The following is a 19140-nucleotide window of genomic DNA, read 5'->3' as shown; positions in this document are numbered from 1 at the left end:
GCTGCAACGGTAGGGACGGTGGTTCGGGTGCGTCCAAGACATGATGCGGCTCATGACGATAGGCACCGGCTATCGATGCGGCCTATCCTGGCCCTGTGCAGCTCCAGCAACTCCGTTATTTCGTGGCCGTGGCCGAGACCCGGCACTTCACCCGCGCGGCCGACGCGGCGCACGTCGCGCAGCCGTCACTCTCGCAGCAGATCCGGGCGCTGGAGCGGGAGTTGGGTGCCGAACTGTTCCACCGCACCCGGGGCAACATCGCGCTGACCGACGCCGGGGACGCCCTGCTGCCGCTGGCCAGGCGCATCCTGGCGGACACCGAGAGCGCCCGGCTGGCCGTGCAGGAGACGGTGCAGCTGCGCCGCGGCCGGGTCCGGCTCGGGGCGCCGCCGAGCCTGTGCACCAGCCTGGTGCCGGACGTGCTGCGGGTGTTCAGGGACCGCTACCCGGGGGTGCGGCTGGCGGTCCGGGAGGGCGGCTCGCGCGACCTGGTCGGCTGGCTGGCCGCGGGGGAGCTGGATCTCGCGCTGATCATCACCCCGCCGAGCGGGGACCAGGCGCCCGCGCTGGCGGTCACCGAACTGCTGCACGAGGAGCTGGTGCTGGTCGCGGCCGAGCGCGGGCCGGAGCGCGCGGCCGGGCGCAGGGCCCGGGTGACGGAGCTGAAGGGCCGGCCGCTGGTGATGTTCCGGGAGGGCTACGACGTCCGCGAGGCCACCCTGGCGGCCTGCCGGGCGGCCGGGTTCGAGCCGGAGTTCGCGGTGGAGGGCGGTGAGATGGACGCGGTGCTGGGCTTCGTCCGGGCCGGGATCGGGCCGGCCGTCGTCCCCGGCATGGTGGCCGCCCGCTCGGGCCTCGCGGTGACCGCGTTCGCCGGTCCGGGGCTGGGCCGCACCATCGCCGTCGCGCACGGCCACGAGGTGCCGCCCACCCGCGCGGCGGAGGCGCTGCGCGCGACCCTGCTGGCACACCTGCGCGACGCCGCGCGGGACGGCGAACTGCCGCCGGGAACCAGGCTGTTGCTGTGACGCGGAGGGCCGCCCCGGAGCGGCCCTCCGCGCCGGCGGGGCGGTCAGGCCGGCAGCAGGCCCTCGATCGCGGCGGTCAGCTCCGCCGACTCCGGGTCGACGCGCGGGCGCAGCCGGGCCGCCACGGTGCCGTCCGGGGAGATCAGGAACTTCTCGAAGTTCCAGGAGACGTCCCCGGCCTGGCCCTCCTCGTCGGCGACCTCGGTCAGCCGGGCGTACAGCGGGTGCCGGTCCTCGCCGTTGATGTCGATCTTCTCGAACAGCGGGAAGGTGACGCCGTAGGTGGTGGAGCAGAAGGCGCGGATCTCCTCGGCGCTGCCCGGTTCCTGCCCGGCGAACTGGTTGCAGGGGAAGCCCAGCACGGTGAACCCGCGCCCGGCGTAGCGCTGCTGGAGCCGCTCCAGGCCCTCGTACTGCGGGGTCAGGCCGCACTTGGAGGCGACGTTGACGATCAGCAGCGCCTTGCCCTTGTGGTCGGCCAGCGAGGCGGGCTTGCCGTCGAGGGTGCGCAGCGGGATGTCGTACAGGCTCACGGTGGTGGTCCTTCCGGTGGGTCGTCGGCCTCTTCGGGGGCCACGGTAGCGGGCGCCGCCCGGCCGGCGGTGCCCGGCGTGCCGGTGGCCGGGGTGTGCGGGAGCGTGCGGAGCGGTCCGTCCGCCCCCGCACGGCCGGGGTGCGCGTACGGCCACGGCGCCAGTGGCCTGATCGCGGTCGGGGCGTGCCAGGGAGGGTGGCGGGCTTTGGAAGCGTCGGGCGGGGTGGCCGGGCGGCGGGGATTCGCACACCAGGGCGGCCGTCGTGCTGGTGTACCCGGGGAACCGGACGCTCCGCGCCGGGAAGCGGAGCCCGCGTGCGGTGCGGGTGAAGGGAGGGTGCGGGGTGTGGGCCGGCCCCGCCGGCCTGGGTACCGTCGGTGGCACGCCGGGCCCGTGACGTCCAACTGAGGCCGCGGCAGGGGGATTTCGGGCCGTCCGGTGTGTGGGGGAGATCCGGGGCCGGTCCCGTCCAGGACCAGCGCGCCCGGTCCGTCGCATCCGAGCGAGGGACGCACCCCCTGACCGCACCGACCCGACACCCGCCGCCGCGCTCAGGTCCGTCCGGACCCGCGGCCGTCCCGCTGTCGCCGCCCCTCCGCGGTCCCGTCCCCCCGTCCCTGCCCTTCTCCCTGCTCGGCTTCCCCCTGCTCCCCGCCCTTGCAACGGCGCGCCCGCCGCGGCGGCCGCGCGGAAGGAACGTCCCCATGCACTGCTGCACCCCTGCCCGGTCCCTGGCGGTGACCGGGTGAACCCGCCGCCCCACCGGAGCGACAGCCCGCCGGGCCGCCTGCGCGAGCAGGCCCCGCCGGGCCGGCCCCGGACCCCGCTCGCGGCCCTGCGGGCCGTCCCCTGGCGCCACGACCTGCCGGCCTCGCTGGTGGTGTTCCTGGTCGCCCTCCCGCTCTGCGTCGGCGTGGCCGTCGCCTCCGGCGTCCCGGCCGAACTCGGGCTGGTCACCGGGATCGTCGGCGGCCTGGTGGCCGGCCTGCTGCCCGGCAGCAGCCTCCAGGTCAGCGGGCCCGCCGCCGGGCTGACCGTCCTGGTCGCCGACGCCGTCCAGCGCTTCGGCACCGGAGCCCTCGGCGTGCTGGTGCTCGCCACCGGCCTGCTCCAGCTGGCGATGGGCGCCCTGCGGCTCGGCCGCTGGTTCCGGGCGATGTCCGCCTCGGTGGTGCACGGCATGCTGGCCGGCATCGGGCTGACCCTGGTCTTCGGCCAGCTCTACGCGCTCGCTGACCGCCGCGCCCCCGCCACCGGACCGGAGAAGATCGCCGGACTGCCCGCCCTGCTGGGCGACGCGCTGACCGCGTCGGCCAACCCGAGCGCGGTCGCCCTCGGGCTCGGCACCCTGCTGGTCCTGGCCGGCTGGAAGTACCTGCCGGAACGCGCCGCCCGCGCCGTCCCCGCGCCGCTCGCCGCGGTCGGCCTGGCCGCCGCCGTGACCGCCGCGCCAGGGTCCGGGTGGCCGGGCTGCTCGACGTGGTGCACCTGCCCGACCGCGGCTCGCTGACCGTCCTGGCCGGCACCGCCGGGCTCGGCACCGTCGTCGCCTTCACCCTGATCGCCTCCGCCGAGACGCTGTTCAGCGCCGCCGCCGTCGACCGGATGCACCACGGCCCGCGCACCGACTACGACCGCGAACTCACCGCCCAGGGTGTCGGCAACGCCGTCTGCGGGCTGCTCGGCGCGCTGCCGATGACGGCGGTGATCGTGCGCAGCGCGACCAACGTCCAGGCCGGCGCGCGCACCAGGGCCTCGCGGGTGCTGCACGGCGGCTGGCTGCTGCTGTTCACCGCGCTGCTGCCCGGCGTGCTCGAACTCGTCCCGCTCACCGCGCTGGCCGCGGTGCTGGTGCACGCCGGTGCCAAGCTGGTGCCGCTGCGCCGCACCGTCGCGCTCTGCCGGGGGCACCTGGGCGAGGCGCTGGTGCTGGTGGTGACGGCGGCGGCGATCATCGCCACCGACCTGTTCGAGGGGGTGCTGATCGGCATCGGCCTGGCGGTGGCCAAGTCGGCCTGGCAGACCTCGCAGCTCCAGATCGCGGTGGAGGAACAGCCGCAGCCGACCGGGCACCCGTTGCACCGGGTGCGGCTGAGCGGCAATGCCACCTTCCTGCGGCTGCCCCGGCTGCTGGACACCCTGGAACGGCTGCCGGGGGACCGGCCGGTGGAACTGGACTGGTCCGGGCTGCGCCACCTGGACCACGCCTGCACGGTGGCGCTCGCCTCCTGGGCGGACCAGCACCGGGCCCGCGCCAGCGCGCCGCTGGCCGTCGAACCGCCGCTGCCGACCGTCGCCTGACGTCCGGGGCGCGTCTAGCCTGGTCGCTGGGTCCGGTCCGGACCCGGCGACCAGTGCTGTCCACTACAAGGAGCGCAGAACCGTGATCGCAGCCTTTTCGGTGACCCCGCTGGGGATCGGCGAGGACGTGGGTGAGGCCGTGGCCGCCGCCGTCCGGGTGGTGCGGGAGAGTGGGCTCCCGAACCGTACGGACGCCATGTTCACCAGCATCGAGGGGGAGTGGGACGAGGTGATGCCGGTGATCAGGGCGGCGATCGAGGCGGTGAAGGCCCACAGCAACCGGGTGAGCACGGTCATCAAGATCGACGACAGGGCCGGGGTCACCGACGGCCTCACCGCCAAGGTCGCCTCGGTCGAGCGCCACCTGGCCGCGGACGGACCGTCAGACCGTTGACGTCGGCTGGGCGGCCGGTTCGGGCGTGGCGGTCAGGGGCCGGCGGGAGAGCAGCCGGTCCAGGGCGTACGGGCCCGAGCCGAGCGTCGCGATGGCCAGGAAGGCCCAGCAGAACAGCACCGAGGCCTCGCCGCCGTTCTGGATCGGCAGCAGCGCGTGCTCCTGGTGGACGGTGAAGTAGGCGTAGGCCATCGAGCCGGAGCAGAGCAGGGCGGCCACCCTGGTGCCGGCGCCGAGCAGCACCAGGGCGCCGCCGACCAGCTGGATCAGCGCGGCCCACCAGCCGGGCCACTGGCCGAGCGGGACGGTGCCGCCGCCCTTGACGCCGCCGAGCACGCCGAACAGCGAGGCGGCGCCGTGGCAGGCGAAGAGCAGGCCGATGACGATCCGAAACACCGTCAGGACGACGGGTCTGGCTGCCTCGACGCTCTGCAGGGGGTTGGTGGAGCGGTGTGCGGGCATGGGAAACGCCTCCTGTGGGGGGAGGAGGTGGATGGGATCGGTAAGGGTAGCCTTGGTCTAGTCCACTTGGCAATGCTCCGTCATGGATCAGGTCTGGACCACTTGGCGTCCTTTCTTGACCGACCGATCTGGAAAGGGCTAGCGTTCCCGGCATGGCGCGCACGAAGGAATTCGACCCGGACGCGGCGTTGCAGGCGGCCCTGGAGCTGTTCTGGCAGCGCGGCTACGAGGCCACGTCGATGGCCGACCTGGTCGAGCGGCTCGGCATCGCGAGGGCCAGCGTCTACGCGACCTTCGGCAGCAAGCACGAGCTGTACCTGCGGGCCCTGGAGCGCTACTGCGAGCAGAGCGACTCGGCCCGGCTGCTCGACCTGTCCCAGCCGGGCCCGGCGCTGCCGGCGGTCCGCGCGATGATCCGCCAGTACGCGGCGGCGGACGGTCAGGAGCGCCTGGTCGGCTGCTTCGTCACGAACACGGCGGTGGAGCTGGCCCCGCACGACCCCGCCGCGTCCCGCCGGGTGGAGGCGAGCCTGGACCGCCTGGAGACGCTGCTCACCGCCGCCCTGGTGCGCGCCGCCGCACAGGGCGAACTGCCCGCCGGGCGGGAGCCGCGGGCGCTCGCCCGGATGCTGGTGGTGCTCCTTCAGGGCATCCGGGTGGTGGGCAAGACCGCCGACGGCGGGGTCCGGGCGCGGGACGCGGCGGAACAGGCGCTGACCCTGCTGGACTGACGCTCCGTCTGTTCGGGCCGGCGTCTTCTGCTGTGCCGATTCAAGACCGAATGGTCTATATCGAGGGGAGGGTTTTACATGACTGTCATCTCTACCGGCCGGTACGTCGCAGGGGCGGCGCTCACCGCGATCACGGTCGCCGCCCTGCCCGGGAACCACCACGACACCATCGCCACCACACCCGAAAGCACCGCCCGACTCAAGGAGTTCACCTCATGACCACGCGCTTCGCCGACACGTCCGTCCTGGTCACCGGCGGCGGCAGCGGCATCGGCCGGGCCATCGCGCTCGCCTTCGCCCGGGAGGGCGCCAGGGTCGCGGTCGCCGGCCGCACCGAGGGCCCGCTCGCCGAGACCGTCGAGCTGATCGAGCTGGCCGGCGGCACGGCGGTCGCGCTGACCGGCGACGTGACGGACGCCCGGGACGCCGCCCGGCTGGTCCGTACGACCGTCGAGCGGTTCGGTTCCCTGGACGTCGCGGTCAACAACGCCGGGGTGATCGGCGCCCTCGGCCCGGTCGCCGACATCGACGGGGCCGAGTGGCAGCGGCTGATCGGCGTCAACGTCACCGGGACCCTGCTCGCCATGCAGCAGCAGATCGCCCACATGCGCGCCCACGGCGGCGGCGCGATCGTCAACGTCTCGTCCAACCTGGGCGCCCACAAGCGGATCGCGGGCGTCGGTGCCTACGCCGCCAGCAAGGCCGCGGTCACCGCGCTGACCAGGGCCGCCGCCCTCGACCACATCGCCGAGGGCGTGCGGATCAACACCGTCAGCCCCGGCGCGGTGGACACCCCGATGTCCTCCCGGCCGGGCGAGAACGCGGACACCAAGGCCGAGCGGATGAAGGGCGAGGTCCCGGTCGGCCGGGCCGGCGCGGTGGAGGAGGTGGCCGCCGCGGTGCTGTACCTGGCGTCGCCGGAGGCCGGCTACACCGTCGGCAGCGACCTGGTGCTGGACGGCGGCTCCTCCGCCTGACCGGGGCTTCGCCGCCCGGCCGCGGCCGGCCCTACTCGCCCAGCCACTCCCCGGGCACCGCCTCGTAGAGCGCGTCCAGCGCCTCCGAGGTGCGTGCCCGGGCGATCACCCAGGCCTCCTCGGCCACCCCGACCAGCACCTCGGGCCCCTGGTGCCAGCGGAAGTTGCGTCCCAGCGCGGGCAACTCCCGCAGGCCGTCCGGCAGTTCCTCGTCCAGTTCGAGGAAGTCGGACAGCTCGTGGTCCTCCAGCAGCTTCTCCATCAGCGCCATCACCACGGCCGCCGTCGAGAAGCGCTCCTCCCAGGGCTCCCACCGCTCCTGCGACTTGTCCGCCAGGTCCGGCCGGATCACCGTCGGCGGGTCCTCCAGCGCGAGGTCGTCCAGCAGCACGCCCCAGTGCGCGCACCCCTGGTTCTCCGCCCGGTACACCAGCGCGCCGTCCAACACGCGCAGCTCGTCCGGCGTCAGCAGCACGTCCTGGCTGCTGGTCAGGTCGGCCCGGCGGCCGAACAGCCGGTACGCCTCGCGCAGCGCCGGCGGCAGCCGCAGGCCCAGCCGCCGCTCGGCCGCGTCCAGCTCCGCCTCCGTGAAGCCGTCGCCGGGCCCCAGCGGTTCGCCCCAGTACGCGGCGAAGCCCCTGACGAACGCCCAGGCACCCGCGCGGGAGCGCGCGCTTTCGGCCATTGCGGCAGGGAAATCGAAATCCGTTTCGTCCATCAGCGCACCGTACGACACCCCGGTGACAACCCGCCGAACCGCCCGACCGCCCGTCCGGGCACGACCTGCCGGACCTGACGCGAACGCGTAATCCCGGCGACACTCGCTGATCACCACGGGGTTCCCACGGCGTCGTGTGGGCAGGACACGGTTTCGGCCGGAACCGACGTCACGAAAGGCGGACGCGCGACAGATGCCGACCGCACCGCACACCGAGCCCCTCCCGGGCCGCCGCCCACGAGCGCACCGGGGAGGCCGCTGGGGCGAGCACGGGCTCGCCTGGGCCTTCCTGCTGCCCTCGCTGGTGGTCTTCGTCCTCTTCATCGGCTACCCGCTGTGGCGGACCGTCTACCTGAGCGGACACGCCAACGACCTCTTCGGCGCGCCCTCCCGCTACGTGGGGACGAAGCACTACACCGACCTGTTCGCCTCCGCCGACTTCGGCCGCACCCTGGTGACCACGGCACTGTTCACGCTGTTCACCGTGGTGCCCGGCGTGCTCGGCGCCCTGGCGCTGGTCCTGCTCCTGGAGAACCGGATCCGCGGCGTGCGGCTGCTCCGCTCGGTCTTCGCGCTGCCCTTCGCCTTCTCGGTGGCCAGCGCCTCGGTGGTCTTCGCGGTGTTCTTCAACCCCGCCAGCGGGGTGCTCAACGGCCTGCTCTCGCACGTCGGCCTCGGCCCGGTCGGCTGGCTGACCGACTCCCGCTACGCGCTGGTCTCGGTGGCCGTCACCACGGTCTGGATGAACCTCGGTTACAACGTGCTGGTGCTCTCCGCGGGCATCGGCTCGATCCCGGGGGAGGTCGTGGAGGCGGCCCGCATCGACGGCGCCTCCGGCCTGCGGCTGGCCCGCTCGATCACCATCCCGATGCTCGGTCCGAACCTGTTCTTCCTGACCGTGGTCTCCACCGTCCACGCGCTCCAGAGCTTCGGCCAGATCCACATCCTCACCAAGGGCGGGCCCGACGGCTCCACCCGGACCCTCGTCTACTCCGTCTACGAGAAGGCCTTCGCCTACGGCTCCAGCGACTTCGGCACCGCGAGCGCCCAGGCCGTGGTGCTGCTCGTGGTCGTCCTCGCCTGCACGGCCGTCCAGTTCGGCGTCCTGGAGCGGAAGGTGCACTACGCATGACCACACTGACCACCGGCACCACGACGGAGACCGAGGCGCCCCGCCCGCGCCCCCGCGCCCTCGCCGGGCGCTCCCCGCGCGACCTGCTCGGCCGCGCCGCCGTCTACCTGCTGCTCGCCGTCGCCATGGTCACCGTGGCCTTCCCGGTCTACTACGCGATCGCCGGCGCCTTCATGGGCCCGTCCGAACTCTCGTCCTACCCGCCGGCGCTGGTGCCGCACTCGGTCACCGGGCGGAACTTCTCCGGCGCCGTGGAGGCCATCCCGCTGGCCCGCCAGTACGCCAACTCGGCGCTCGTGGCGACCGGGATCACCCTCGCCCAGCTGTTCACCTCGGTGCTCGCCGCGTACGCCTTCGTCTTCCTGCCGATGAAGGCGCGGGCCGCGGTGTTCGGGGTGTTCCTGGCCACCCTGATGGTCCCGTGGGAGGCCATCATCATCCCCAACTACCTGACGCTGTCCGACTGGGGGCTCGGCAACACCTACTTCGGCCTGATGCTGCCCTTCCTGGCCTCCGGCTTCGGCACCTTCATGCTCCGCCAGGCCTTCCGCCAGCTGCCCGGCGAACTGCGCGACGCCGCCAGGATCGACGGGGCCGGCCACTGGCGGTTCCTGTGGCGGATCGTCGTCCCGCTGAACAAGCCGGCCATCGCCGCGCTGTCGATCTACGTCTTCCTGTCGGCCTGGAACCAGTACTTCTGGCCGCTGATCATCACCCGCACGGCGGACATGCAGACCCTCCAGATCGGGCTGACCTCGCTGCGCGACGCCGAGATGGCCGACCCCGGGCTGATCCTGGCCGGCGTCGTGCTCTCCCTGCTGCCCACCCTCGCCCTGGTGGTCTTCGGCCAGCGCTTCATCGTCCGCGGCCTCACCGCGGGTGCGGTCCGCTGACCCCCGTCCCGTCCACGTCCCTCCCCTGGACGCTCCGTCCTCCCGGAAAGAGAGAGAACCCTCGTGAAGAAGAGTGCGCGCGCGCTCGCGGCCCTGCTGGTGGCCGGCCTGTCCCTGACCGCCTGTAGCTCCGGTGGCTCCGGCTCCGGTTCGGGCGGCTCCTCCGACGCCGGCGCGCCCGGCGCCCAGGCGCTCGACCAGGCCTCCGGTGTCACCACCGTGGAGTTCTGGCACTCGATGACCGGAAAGAACGCGGAGGTGCTGAACGGGCTGGTCGGCCAGTTCAACGCCGCCCACCCGGGCAAGATCGAGGTCAAGGCGCAGTTCCAGGGCAAGTACGACGAGCTGGTCACCAAGTACAAGGCCGCGGTGCAGCAGAAGGGCACTCCCGCCCTGGCGCAGGTCTACGACATCGGCACCCGGTTCATGATCGACTCCAAGCAGACCGTCCCGGCGCAGGCCTTCGCCGACAAGGACGGCTACGCGCTGGACGACCTGGACGCCAACATCCGCAACTACTACTCGGTCGGCGGCAAGCTCCAGTCGATGCCGTTCAACTCCTCGATGCCGCTGCTCTACCTGAACGAGGACGCCTTCAAGGAGGCCGGCCTCGACCCGGCCCAGGCGCCCAAGGACCTGAACGAGCTGGGCGAGCTGGCCAGGAAGCTGACCAGGAAGGACGGCGACAAGACCGTCAGGTACGGCTTCGGCGCGGCCATCTACGGCTGGTTCGTCGAGCAGCTGCTGGCCGAGTCCGGCGCCATGTACTGCGACAACGACAACGGCCGCAGCAACAAGGCGGGCAAGGTCGTCTTCGACTCCGCCCAGGGCGCCCAGATCGTCCAGTGGTGGGCCGACCTGGTCAAGGGCGGCTACGCGGCCAACACCGGCCGCAACACCGACGACGCCCAGGCCGCCTTCAAGGCCGGGACGGTCGCCATGCACCTGGAGTCCACCGGTGTGCTGCGCGGCTACACCGAGGCCGCGAAGTTCGGCGTCGGCACCGCGGCCTTCCCGAAGGTGAACGCCGCCGACCAGGGCGGCCCGGTGATCGGCGGCGCCTCGCTGTGGATCAGCGGCCCCGGCCACTCGGACGCCGAGAAGCGCGCCGCCTGGGAGTTCGAGAAGTTCGTCTCCGCCCCCGAGCAGCAGGCCGTCTGGCACACCGGCACCGGCTACTTCCCGGTCAACAAGAAGTCCCTGGACGACCCCAAGGACAAGGAGTGGGTGGCCAAGTACCCGCAGTTCCAGACCGCGATCGACCAGCTCAAGGCGACCAAGCCGACCCCGGCCACGGCCGGCTGCCTGCTCGGCGTGATGCCGCAGGCCCGCAAGGGCGTGGAGACCGCGATCGAGCAGACCATCGCGGGCACCAAGCCGGCCCAGCAGGCCCTGGCCGACGCGGCGAAGGAGCTCCAGCCGGCGATCGAGAGCTACAACAGCTCGGTCGGCTGAGCCGTCCGCACCGCGGCACGACGGCGGCCCGCCCGGCGCACCACGCGCGGGGCGGGCCGCCGTCGTACGGGGTGGGCGCCCAGCGGCGTGCTACGCGGAGAGCGCCTCGCCCTCCGCCGGGGGCGCGCACGCGGCGGCCAGTTCGTCCAGCGACAGGTCGAGTGCGAAGGCCAGTGCCGCGATGGTGAAGAAGGACGGCGTCGGCGCCCGGCCGGTCTCGATCTTCCGCAGCGTCTCCGCCGAGACGCCGGCCACCGCCGCCACCTCGACCATGCTGCGTCCGCCGCGCGCCTCGCGGAGCAGCGCCCCGAAGTGCTCGCCGCGCTCGCGCTCCCACGGGGTCAGCGGAGTCCTCACCATGCCGACGAGTCTAGGGCCTCTCGCCGGGGGCGCCGCGGGAGTGGCCGTCCGCGCCCCGCGAGCGTGATACAAATACCGGTATAAGAATTGGATTCAGGGGAGAGGCGCACCATGGTCGAACTCAAGTCGGACACCGCGCTGGCCGCGATGCGCGAGGCCGGACGGGTGGTGGCGGACGCACTGGCGGCCGTCCGGGAACAGGCGGCGGCCGGCGTCAGCCTGCTGGAGCTGGACGAGGTCGCCCGGGGCGTCCTCAAGGCCGCCGGAGCGACCTCGCCGTTCCTCGGCTACCGCCCGGCCTTCGCACCCGTCCCGTTCCCGGCCGTCATCTGCGCCTCGGTGAACGACGCCGTGGTGCACGGCATCCCGGACGGCTACCGGCTGCGCGACGGCGACCTGGTGAGCATCGACTGCGGCGCCCTCCTGGACGGCTGGGCCGGGGACTCGGCGGTCAGCTTCACCGTCGGCACCGCCCGTCCCGAGGACACCGCCCTGATCGAGACCGCCCGGCGCGCCCTGGAGGCGGGCATCGCCGCCGCCGTGGCCGGCAACCGGACCGGGGACATCGCCCACGCCATCGGCACCGTCGCCCGGGCCGGCCGGTACGGCCTGCTGGACGGCTACGGCGGGCACGGCATCGGTCGCCGGATGCACGAGGACCCGCACGTGGCCAACGAGGGCCGCCCGGGACGGGGTTACCCGCTGCGCCCCGGCCTGGTGCTGGCGATCGAGCCGATGCTGCTGGCCGGCGGCCGCGACGACCACCGCACCGACCCGGACGGCTGGACCCTGCGCACCACCGACGGCAGCCGGGCCGCCCACGTGGAACACACCGTCGCCATCACCGAGGACGGGCCGCGCATCCTCACCCTGCCCTGACCCGACCCTGCCCTGACCCGACCCTGCCCTGACCCGGAACGCCGGACGGCCGGGCGGGGCGCCGCTAGGCTCGCCGTCATGATCAAAGCTGTGATGTTCGACTTCTCCGGCACCCTGCTCAGGGTGGTCTCCACCGCGGAGTGGCTGGCGGCCCACACCGCCGCCACCGGCCTCGGCCTGACCGCCCGGGAGGAGGCCGAACTGGTGGCCAGGCTGGAGGAGTTCGGCGCACTGCCCGGCGGGGTGGTGCCGCGCCGCATCCCACCGGAGGTCCAGGAGGCCTGGGACACCAGGGACCTGACCCCCGAGCTGCACCGCACCGCGTACACCGCGCTGACCCGTGCCGCCGAGCCGCCCGCGGGCCTCGACGTGGACGCCCTCTACGACTCCCACATCGCGCCCGGGAGCTGGCGCCCGTACCCGGACGCGCTCCCCGTGCTGCGCGAGCTGCGCCGCCGGGGCCTGCCGGTCGCGGTGGTGAGCAACGTCGGCTGGGACCTGCGCCCGATCTTCCGCGCGCACGGCCTGGACGAACTGGTCGACGTCTACGTGCTGTCCTGCGAGGTCGGCGCCCAGAAGCCCGACCCGGTGATCTTCGAGACCGCCTGCGAACGCCTCGGCCTGGCCCCGTCCGACGTGCTGATGGTGGGTGACGACCGCACCTGCGACGGCGGCGCGACCGCGCTCGGCTGCGCCTTCCACCCCGTCGACCACCTGCCCGTCGACCTGCGCCCGGACGCCCTGACCGCGCTGCTCGCCGTCCTGCCCGGGTGACCGGGGAGGCCGCCCGGCCGGGGTGACGCAGGACACGGGGTGGCGCCCGGCGGCCGGGAGTACCGTGCGGGGCATGAGCGATCAGGACTTCACCACGCACGTCACCGTCCGCGGGTACGAGACCGACACCCAGGGCCACCTCAACCAGGCGGTCTACCTCCAGTACGCCGAGCACGCCCGCTGGGAGTACCTGCGGGCGGCCGGGATCCGCCAGGCGGACCTGGTCGCCGCGGGGGTGGGCCCGGTGGTCCTGGAGACCACGGTCAAGTACCTGCGGGAGCTGCGCGCGGGCGACGCGGTGGAGGTCAGCTGCTCGTTCAGCTGGCGGGAGGGCAAGACCTTCCAGGTGGTGCAGCGGCTGGTCCGCGAGGACGGTGTGCTGGCCGCCGAGATCACCGGCGTCGGCGGCATCCTCGACCTGGCGGAGCGCCGGCTGGTCGCCGACCCGCGCGAACCGCTGCGCGCCCTCGCCGCCGACCCGGGGCTGCTCGGCCTCTGACCCGGCCGGGGCGCCGGTCCCTCCCGCGACCCCTCGCCGCCGTGGCCGGAGACCGCCACCGGTGGCGGTCTCCACCCCGCGCCAGGCGTCCGGGGGATTTCCCCACCCTCGACCGTCCTGCTGCCCGGATGGGCCCAACTGCCGTGCCCCAGCAGACTCCTGGGCATGACGAAGTCCGCTCGCACCATCACCGCCGCTCGCACCGTCACCGCCGTGATCACCGCGGCCGCCGCCCTCGCCGTCACCGCCCTGAGCGCCGTGCCCGCCGGCGCGGCCGACGGCCCGAAGCCCGGCAGCGACCGCCTCGCCTGGACCACCTGCGAGGGTGAGGTGAACCGGGCGCAGAAGTGCGCCGACCTCACCGTCCCGCTGGACTACCGTGATCCGCACGGCGCGCGGATCACGCTCGCCGTCTCCCGGATCGCCACCGCGAAACCGGGCCTGCGCCGCGGTGTCCTGCTGATCATCCCCGGCGGCCCCGGGGACAACGGCCTGGACCGCCCGTCCGACGCGTACGGTCGCCTCCCGGAGTCCGTCCGGGACCGCTACGACCTGGTCGGCTTCGACCCGCGCGGGGTCGGCCGCTCCACCCCGATCAGCTGCGGCCTGGAACACGAGGACCTGGCGTGGGTCAAGCTCCGCCCCTGGCCCGCCGCCGACGGCTCGATCGACGGGAACGTCGCCACCGGACACCGGTTCGCCGAGGCCTGCGCCCGCAACGGCGGCCCGGTGCTGCGCAGCGTCTCCACCGCGAACGAGGCCCGCGACATCGACAGCATCCGCCGGGCCCTCGGCGAGCGCCGGCTGTCCGCCTGGGGCACCTCGTACGGCACCTACGCGGGCGCCGTCTACGCCACCATGTTCCCCGAGCGCACCGACCGGATCGTGCTGGACAGCAACGACGACCCGGACCCGACCCGGGTCGGGCGCGGCTGGCTCGCGGCCTTCGGCCGGGGCGCCGAGGAGCGCTTCCCCGACTTCGCGAAGTGGGCCGCGGCGCCGGACAATCCGGACCGGCTCGCGGACACCCCCGAGGAGGTCCGTCCGCTCTTCCTCGGCCTCGCCGCCCGCCTGGACCGCGAGCCGATCCCCTGGCCGGGGGCCAACCCGGCGGAGCTGAACGGCGACGTGCTGCGCGAGACCATGATGCAGGCCCTCTACGCGGACAGCCGCTTCCCGGTCCTCGCCCGGCTGATGCTGGCGGGCCTGGGCAGCCGCCCGCTGCCCGGGACCCAGTCGGGGTCGCAGCCGGACGACGTGATGCAGAACCACATCGCGGCCTCGGCCGCCACCCTCTGCAACGACGTGAGCTGGCCCGCCGACCAGGCCGCGTACACCAGGGACGTCGCCGCCGAGCGCGCCGCCCGTCCGCTCACGGCCGGCATGCCGGTGAACGTGATGCCATGCGCCTTCTGGCCGTTCGCGCCCGTCGAGCCGCCGGTGCGGGTCACCGACCGGGGCCCGGCGAACGTCCTGCTGGCCCAGAACCTGCGCGACCCCGCCACCCCGTACGCCGGCGCGCTCAAGCTGCGCGCGGCGTTCGGGGACCGGGCCAGGATGGTGACGGTGGACGCGGGCGGTCATGACGTGTACCGGGCCAACGGGAACGCCTGCGGCGACGAGGTGGTGACGGACTACCTGGTGACCGGCCGGCGCCCGGCCGGGGACGTCTTCTGCCCGGCCGGCTGAGCTGCGGGGAGCCGGCGCGTCGGGGCAACGGGCCGTAGACGAACGGTCCTTGTCCCGGTGTGCACCGGCGTCCGGCCCTCGGCAATGAGTCGAATCCGTCGCGATTTTGTGACAATCCTTCGCCAACACCCGCTCCACACGGCCTGTTCACGGCCGTAGTGTTCGATCTATGTCACCGAAGAGCCGCCGCACACCCGCCGCCTCGGACCCGGGCGACACCTGGGTCCAGCGCCCGAGGCGCCGCGCGACCCCGCTCGGATTCCTGGGCCACGCGGCCACCTTCCTCGGCGCCAGCGTGCTCGGCGGCGTGCTGCTGGCGGGCGTGGTACTCCCGGCGGCCGGGGCGGTCGGGCTCGGGGCGAAGAACGGCGCCGAGGGCTTCGAGAGCATCCCCGACGACTTCAAGACGCCGCCGCTCACCCAGGCGACCCAGATCTTCGACGCCAAGGGCGGCCTGATCGCCAAGGTGTACGAGCGCGACCGCACCGTCATACCCGCCGACCAGATGTCCCCGCTGATCCGCACCGCGCAGGTCGACATCGAGGACGCCCGCTTCTACGAGCACGGCGCCGTCGACCTCAAGGGCGTCCTGCGCGCCATCACCAAGAACGCGGAGAGCGGCGCCGCCGTCCAGGGCGCCTCCACCCTGACCCAGCAGTACGTGAAGAACGTCAACGTGGAGAAGGCCGGGGACGATCCGGACGCGGTGCGCGAGGCCCAGCGCAAGACGCTCGGCCGCAAGATCCAGGAACTCCGGTACGCCATCAAGCTGGAGGAGGACCTGACCAAGGAGCAGATCCTCACCAACTACCTCAACATCACCTTCTACGGCCACCAGGCGTACGGCATCCAGGCCGCCTCCCAGCGCTACTTCAGCAAGGACGCCAAGGACCTCGGCCTCCCCGAGGCGGCGATGCTCGCCGGGCTGGTGCAGAACCCCTCCCAGTACGACCCCAAGCTGCACCCGGTGGCCGCCCAGAAGCGCCGCGACACCGTCATCGACAAGATGGTGGAGAACAAGCACATCACCGCGGACCAGGCCAGGGAGGCGAAGGCGGCCCCGCTCGGCCTCAACTACAAGGACCCGCGCAACGGCTGCATCACCGCCAAGGCCGGCATGGGCTTCTTCTGCGACTACGTGCGGCACGTGGTCAAGCAGGACCCGGAGTTCGGCAAGAACTCGGCCGACCGCAAGAAGCTGTGGGACACCGGCGGCCTGAACATCTACACCACCCTGGACCCGGACAAGCAGACCGCCGCCCAGAACTCCGTCTCCACCAAGGTGTACGTCACCGACCCGGTCTCGGCCGCGATGACGATGGTCGAGCCCGGCTCCGGCAAGATCCTGGCGATGGCGCAGACCCGCCCGTACGGCCTGGCCAAGGAGAAGAACGAGACCGTCGTCAACTACAACGTGGACGCGGGGATGGGCGGCGGCATCGGCTTCCAGCCCGGCTCCAACTTCAAGCCGATCGTGGCCGCCGCCGCCCTGGAGGCCGGTCTGCCGCCCACCCAGCGGTACGACTCGCCCAACCGGATGGACTGGCCGACGATGAAGACCTGCGACGGCACCTGGAAGAACCTCAGCAAGGGCAAGAAGGAGGGGACCATCCCCAACGAGAGCACCTCCGAGGTCGGGCCGTACGACCTGAAGCAGGCCATGGCGATGTCCGTGAACACCTACTTCGTGCAGATGGAGCAGGAGATCGGCCTCTGCGCGGTCAAGCAGATGGCCAACAAGCTGGGCGTGACGGGCAAGGCGAGCGGCGACCCGCTCCAGGAACTGCCCGCGCTCGGTCTCGGCACCCAGGAGGTCAGCCCGCTGACCATGGCCAACGTGTACGCGACCTTCGCCGCCCGGGGCACCTACTGCGCGCCGCTGGCGATCAACCGGATCACCACCGTGGACGGCGCCGACGTCCCGGTGCCCCCGGCCCGGTGCACCCCGGCGATGTCCGAGGGCACCGCCGACGTGATCAACAGCGTGCTGCTCGGGGTGACCGAGAAGGGCGGCACCGCGCGGGACCTCGGCCTGGACGACAACCGCCAGATCGCCGGCAAGACCGGCACCACCGACGAGAAGAAGTCGGCCTGGTTCACCGGCTACACCGGCAACCTGGCGGGCTCGGTCTGGCTGGGCAGCCCGGGCACCAAGGTGCCGATGCGCAACATCAGGATCGGCGGCAGGTACCAGGCCGAGGTCTTCGGCGCCACCGGTCCCGGGCCGATCTGGCAGCAGGCGATGAGCGACGCGGTCCGGGGCATGCCGGAGAAGGAGTTCACCACCGTCTACATCCCCGACCCGCCCCGGCGCGACGGCAACTGCACGACCTCCAGCGGCTCGCCGGCTCCGTCCGGCTGCACCGGCGTCCCCACCACCGGGGGCCAGGGGAACACCGGCAAGCCGCGCGGCACCGGCCCGACCGGCCGCTCCGCGCCGCCGACCACCCAGCCCGGTACCGCGGACTCGCCGTCCCCCGAGGACCGGTGAACCGCCCGGCCCCGCATGAGTACGGGTACTCATGCGGGGCCGGGGCCCGTCGGCGGACGATGACCGCATGCCGCACAGCATCCTCGGCGTCCCCGCCGTCCTCTGCCCCTCGGCCGGTTACCTGGCCGGCTACCTGGTGATCGGGCTCGCCGCCGCCCACGAACTGCGCGCCGGCGCGGGCGCGGCGGGTCACGGGGGCGCCACGAGCGCCGTGCGGCAGTGGACGGCGGTGGTGTGGACGATGCCCGGCTTCCTCTCGGCGATGACCCTGAGCCCCTTCCCGGACGGCATGGCGGTCCGCTTCCTGGCCGCCACCGCCCTGGGCGCGGCCGGCAACGCGGCCCTGCTGGCGCTCGGCGCCCACGCCCTGGGGCTGGGCTGAGCGGGGTCAGCGCGCCTCGACCGGCTCGCCGCTGTCCTGGTCGAGGTTGAACACCCGCCGGTAGGAGTCGGTCACCACGGTGACCTGCGACCGTCCGGTCCAGCTCGCCCCCACCAGCCTGGCCCCGTCCGGGCCGCCGCCGACGTCGGCGAGCGACCAGCGCCGGGCCGACCAGCCCGCGCCGGTCTCCAGCAGCACCTGCCAGCGCTCGCCCGCCTCCGGCCCCGCGGCGTACGAGAGGTGCACCACCACCAGGGAGCGCTCGGCCCCGGCCGGGGCGTCCTCCCGGCTGCGGGTCTCGGCCGCCGACACCTTGTGCACGGCCAGCACCCCGAGCAGGAACACCACCCCGGCGGTCACCGTGACCGACCGGGTGGCCGTCCGTACGGCGGTGCGCAGGTCGCCGAGCCAGGCGGCCGCGATCAGCGCGGCCAGCGCCCCGCCGAGCAGTGCCTCCGGCCGGTTGAGCAGGTCGGCGACCAGCATCAGCCCGCCCGAGCGGCTCTCCCACTGCCCCCAGGTGTACAGCAGCACGGCGCCCAGCCCGCCGGCCGCCAGCAGCCGGACCAGGACGCGCCTGGCCCGGGACGTGCGTCGGTTCGTCGTCCCCCGGTTCATCGTCCCGCTGCCCCCGCTTCCCTCGTGCCCGGTTCCCCCGCGCCCGGTTCCCCCGTCGGCGCGGTCACAGCTCGGCGAGCAGCTTGCGGCCCTCCGGCCAGTCGCCCAGCCCTGAGTCGGAGTTGAGGTGCCCGTACGCTCCCGGCTCGACGTACCGGGCTCCCCAGGCCGCGGCGAACGCCCGGGCCCGTTCGGCGCGCACCCAGGGGTCGTCGGTCGAGGAGACCACGACGGCCGGGAACGGGAACCGCTCCAGCGCCACCGGGCGGAAGCCCAGCAGCTCGGGGACCTCGGCGGTGTCGACGTCCGCCGGGGCCACCAGCAGCGCGCCCCGGACGGCGGCGGTCCGCTCGGCGGGCGCGGTGGCCACCCAGTGGGCCGTCGCGACGCAGCCCAGGCTGTGGGCGACCAGCACCACCGGGCCCTCGGCGGCGGCCTCGGCCACCGCCGCGTCCACCCGGGCCACCCAGTCGGCCCGCTCCGGGTGCTCCCAGTCCGCCTGGACGACCCGGCGGAACGAGTCCGGCTCGGCCGTCTCCCAGCGGGTCTGCCAGTGCCCGGGCCCGGAATTCCGGTAGCCGGGGAGGACGAGGTAGGTGGTGCGGTCCGGCATGGGCTCCTCCGGGAGGGGGACGGTCGTGGGCAGCACTGGAGTCTAGGCCGCGGTCCGACCGCCCCCGCAGCCGGGCGTGCAACCGGCGCGCGCCCCGTGCAACCGGCGCGAACACCTCCGCATGCGCCGTTGTGCGCCCGGTGCGCCCCGTTGCCAACCGTGTCGCCGGTACGGGAGGTTGGACCGGGCCCCGGCCGGCCGCCACCGA

Annotated in this window: 20 protein-coding genes and 1 pseudogene; 15 read left to right on the top strand and 6 right to left on the bottom strand. The window is 73.6% G+C overall.

What is annotated here, in order from left to right:
* Positions 1-95 precede the first annotated feature (95 nt).
* A complete protein-coding gene (locus ACIQOW_RS19955) occupies positions 96-1028 on the top strand; it encodes a LysR family transcriptional regulator (RefSeq protein WP_401086737.1) in 933 nt (310 codons plus the stop codon).
* A 44-nt stretch (positions 1029-1072) separates the two neighbouring features.
* Here ACIQOW_RS19955 and ACIQOW_RS19950 read toward each other — a convergent pair whose 3' ends face one another.
* Complete coding sequence (locus ACIQOW_RS19950; protein WP_401086735.1) at positions 1073-1561, bottom strand: glutathione peroxidase; 489 nt, start codon at positions 1559-1561, stop codon at positions 1073-1075.
* Between the two features lie 838 nt (positions 1562-2399).
* Between ACIQOW_RS19950 and ACIQOW_RS19945 the strand changes: the two are divergent.
* Together ACIQOW_RS19945 and ACIQOW_RS19940 are read left to right on the top strand one after the other, a co-directional pair.
* Positions 2400-3865, top strand: a pseudogene (locus tag ACIQOW_RS19945) (SulP family inorganic anion transporter).
* Positions 3866-3947: 82 nt separating this feature from the next.
* Positions 3948-4259, top strand: a complete 312-nt coding sequence (locus tag ACIQOW_RS19940) for an MTH1187 family thiamine-binding protein (RefSeq protein WP_401086732.1) — start codon at positions 3948-3950, stop codon at positions 4257-4259.
* Here the strand turns inward: ACIQOW_RS19940 and ACIQOW_RS19935 are convergent.
* Positions 4248-4721 carry a DoxX family protein gene (locus ACIQOW_RS19935; RefSeq protein ID WP_401086729.1) on the bottom strand — a complete coding sequence of 158 codons (474 nt, stop codon included), beginning with the start codon at positions 4719-4721 and terminating at the stop codon, positions 4248-4250. The two genes, ACIQOW_RS19940 and ACIQOW_RS19935, sit on opposite strands and share 12 nt — an antisense overlap.
* A gap of 152 nt (positions 4722-4873) precedes the next feature.
* On the opposite strand from ACIQOW_RS19935, the gene ACIQOW_RS19930 reads away from it, so the two are divergent.
* The 3 genes from ACIQOW_RS19930 (at position 4874) to ACIQOW_RS19920 (ending at position 6429) form a co-directional block, all read left to right on the top strand.
* Complete coding sequence (locus tag ACIQOW_RS19930) at positions 4874-5452, top strand: TetR/AcrR family transcriptional regulator (protein WP_401086726.1); 579 nt, start codon at positions 4874-4876, stop codon at positions 5450-5452.
* 78 nt (positions 5453-5530) lie between these two features.
* Entirely contained in the window at positions 5531-5671 is a 141-nt protein-coding gene (locus tag ACIQOW_RS19925; RefSeq protein WP_401086723.1) for a hypothetical protein, read from the top strand.
* Positions 5668-6429 (top strand): SDR family NAD(P)-dependent oxidoreductase, encoded by a 762-nt coding sequence (locus ACIQOW_RS19920; RefSeq protein ID WP_401086720.1) that lies wholly within the window; start codon positions 5668-5670, stop codon positions 6427-6429. Before ACIQOW_RS19925 ends, ACIQOW_RS19920 begins: the two co-directional genes overlap by 4 nt.
* A gap of 31 nt (positions 6430-6460) precedes the next feature.
* Here the strand turns inward: ACIQOW_RS19920 and ACIQOW_RS19915 are convergent, their stop codons facing one another.
* Positions 6461-7114 carry an SMI1/KNR4 family protein gene (locus ACIQOW_RS19915; RefSeq protein WP_401086717.1) on the bottom strand — a complete coding sequence of 218 codons (654 nt, stop codon included), beginning with the start codon at positions 7112-7114 and terminating at the stop codon, positions 6461-6463.
* A gap of 226 nt (positions 7115-7340) precedes the next feature.
* Here ACIQOW_RS19915 and ACIQOW_RS19910 point away from each other — a divergent pair, with 226 nt between their 5' ends.
* From ACIQOW_RS19910 to ACIQOW_RS19900, 3 genes are all read left to right on the top strand, one after another.
* Positions 7341-8279, top strand: coding sequence for a carbohydrate ABC transporter permease (locus ACIQOW_RS19910; RefSeq protein ID WP_188299643.1), 939 nt, complete (start codon positions 7341-7343; stop codon positions 8277-8279).
* A complete protein-coding gene (locus ACIQOW_RS19905) occupies positions 8276-9172 on the top strand; it encodes a carbohydrate ABC transporter permease (protein ID WP_188299642.1) in 897 nt (298 codons plus the stop codon). Before ACIQOW_RS19910 ends, ACIQOW_RS19905 begins: the two co-directional genes overlap by 4 nt.
* A 63-nt stretch (positions 9173-9235) precedes the next feature.
* Entirely contained in the window at positions 9236-10627 is a 1392-nt protein-coding gene (locus ACIQOW_RS19900) for an ABC transporter substrate-binding protein (protein WP_401086713.1), read from the top strand.
* A gap of 90 nt (positions 10628-10717) precedes the next feature.
* Here the strand turns inward: ACIQOW_RS19900 and ACIQOW_RS19895 are convergent, their stop codons facing one another.
* Complete coding sequence (locus ACIQOW_RS19895) at positions 10718-10987, bottom strand: helix-turn-helix domain-containing protein (RefSeq protein ID WP_188299640.1); 270 nt, start codon at positions 10985-10987, stop codon at positions 10718-10720.
* A 111-nt stretch (positions 10988-11098) separates the two neighbouring features.
* Between ACIQOW_RS19895 and map the strand changes: the two genes are divergently transcribed.
* The 6 genes from map (at position 11099) to ACIQOW_RS19865 (ending at position 17701) form a co-directional block, all read left to right on the top strand.
* A complete protein-coding gene (map, locus tag ACIQOW_RS19890; RefSeq protein WP_401086709.1) occupies positions 11099-11866 on the top strand; it encodes a type I methionyl aminopeptidase in 768 nt (255 codons plus the stop codon).
* A 78-nt stretch (positions 11867-11944) separates the two neighbouring features.
* A complete protein-coding gene (locus tag ACIQOW_RS19885) occupies positions 11945-12640 on the top strand; it encodes an HAD family hydrolase (RefSeq protein WP_401086706.1) in 696 nt (231 codons plus the stop codon).
* Between the two features lie 73 nt (positions 12641-12713).
* Entirely contained in the window at positions 12714-13139 is a 426-nt protein-coding gene (locus ACIQOW_RS19880) for a thioesterase family protein (protein WP_188299636.1), read from the top strand.
* Positions 13140-13304: 165 nt separating this feature from the next.
* A complete protein-coding gene (locus tag ACIQOW_RS19875; protein WP_401086702.1) occupies positions 13305-14828 on the top strand; it encodes an alpha/beta hydrolase in 1524 nt (507 codons plus the stop codon).
* A 169-nt stretch (positions 14829-14997) separates the two neighbouring features.
* Complete coding sequence (locus ACIQOW_RS19870) at positions 14998-17319, top strand: transglycosylase domain-containing protein (protein WP_401086699.1); 2322 nt, start codon at positions 14998-15000, stop codon at positions 17317-17319.
* 67 nt (positions 17320-17386) lie between these two features.
* On the top strand, positions 17387-17701 hold the full coding sequence (locus tag ACIQOW_RS19865; protein ID WP_401086696.1) for a hypothetical protein: 315 nt from the start codon (positions 17387-17389) through the stop codon (positions 17699-17701).
* A gap of 6 nt (positions 17702-17707) precedes the next feature.
* Here the strand turns inward: ACIQOW_RS19865 and ACIQOW_RS19860 are convergent, their stop codons facing one another.
* Positions 17708-18319 (bottom strand): hypothetical protein, encoded by a 612-nt coding sequence (locus ACIQOW_RS19860; RefSeq protein WP_401086693.1) that lies wholly within the window; start codon positions 18317-18319, stop codon positions 17708-17710.
* Positions 18320-18383: 64 nt separating this feature from the next.
* Positions 18384-18932, bottom strand: coding sequence for an RBBP9/YdeN family alpha/beta hydrolase (locus ACIQOW_RS19855; protein WP_401086690.1), 549 nt, complete (start codon positions 18930-18932; stop codon positions 18384-18386).
* Positions 18933-19140 lie beyond the last annotated feature (208 nt).

The organism is Kitasatospora sp. NPDC091335, assembly GCF_044757205.1.
In the GTDB taxonomy this organism is placed as follows: Bacteria; Actinomycetota; Actinomycetes; order Streptomycetales; family Streptomycetaceae; genus Kitasatospora.
This window is presented reverse-complemented; position numbering and strand designations above follow the sequence as displayed.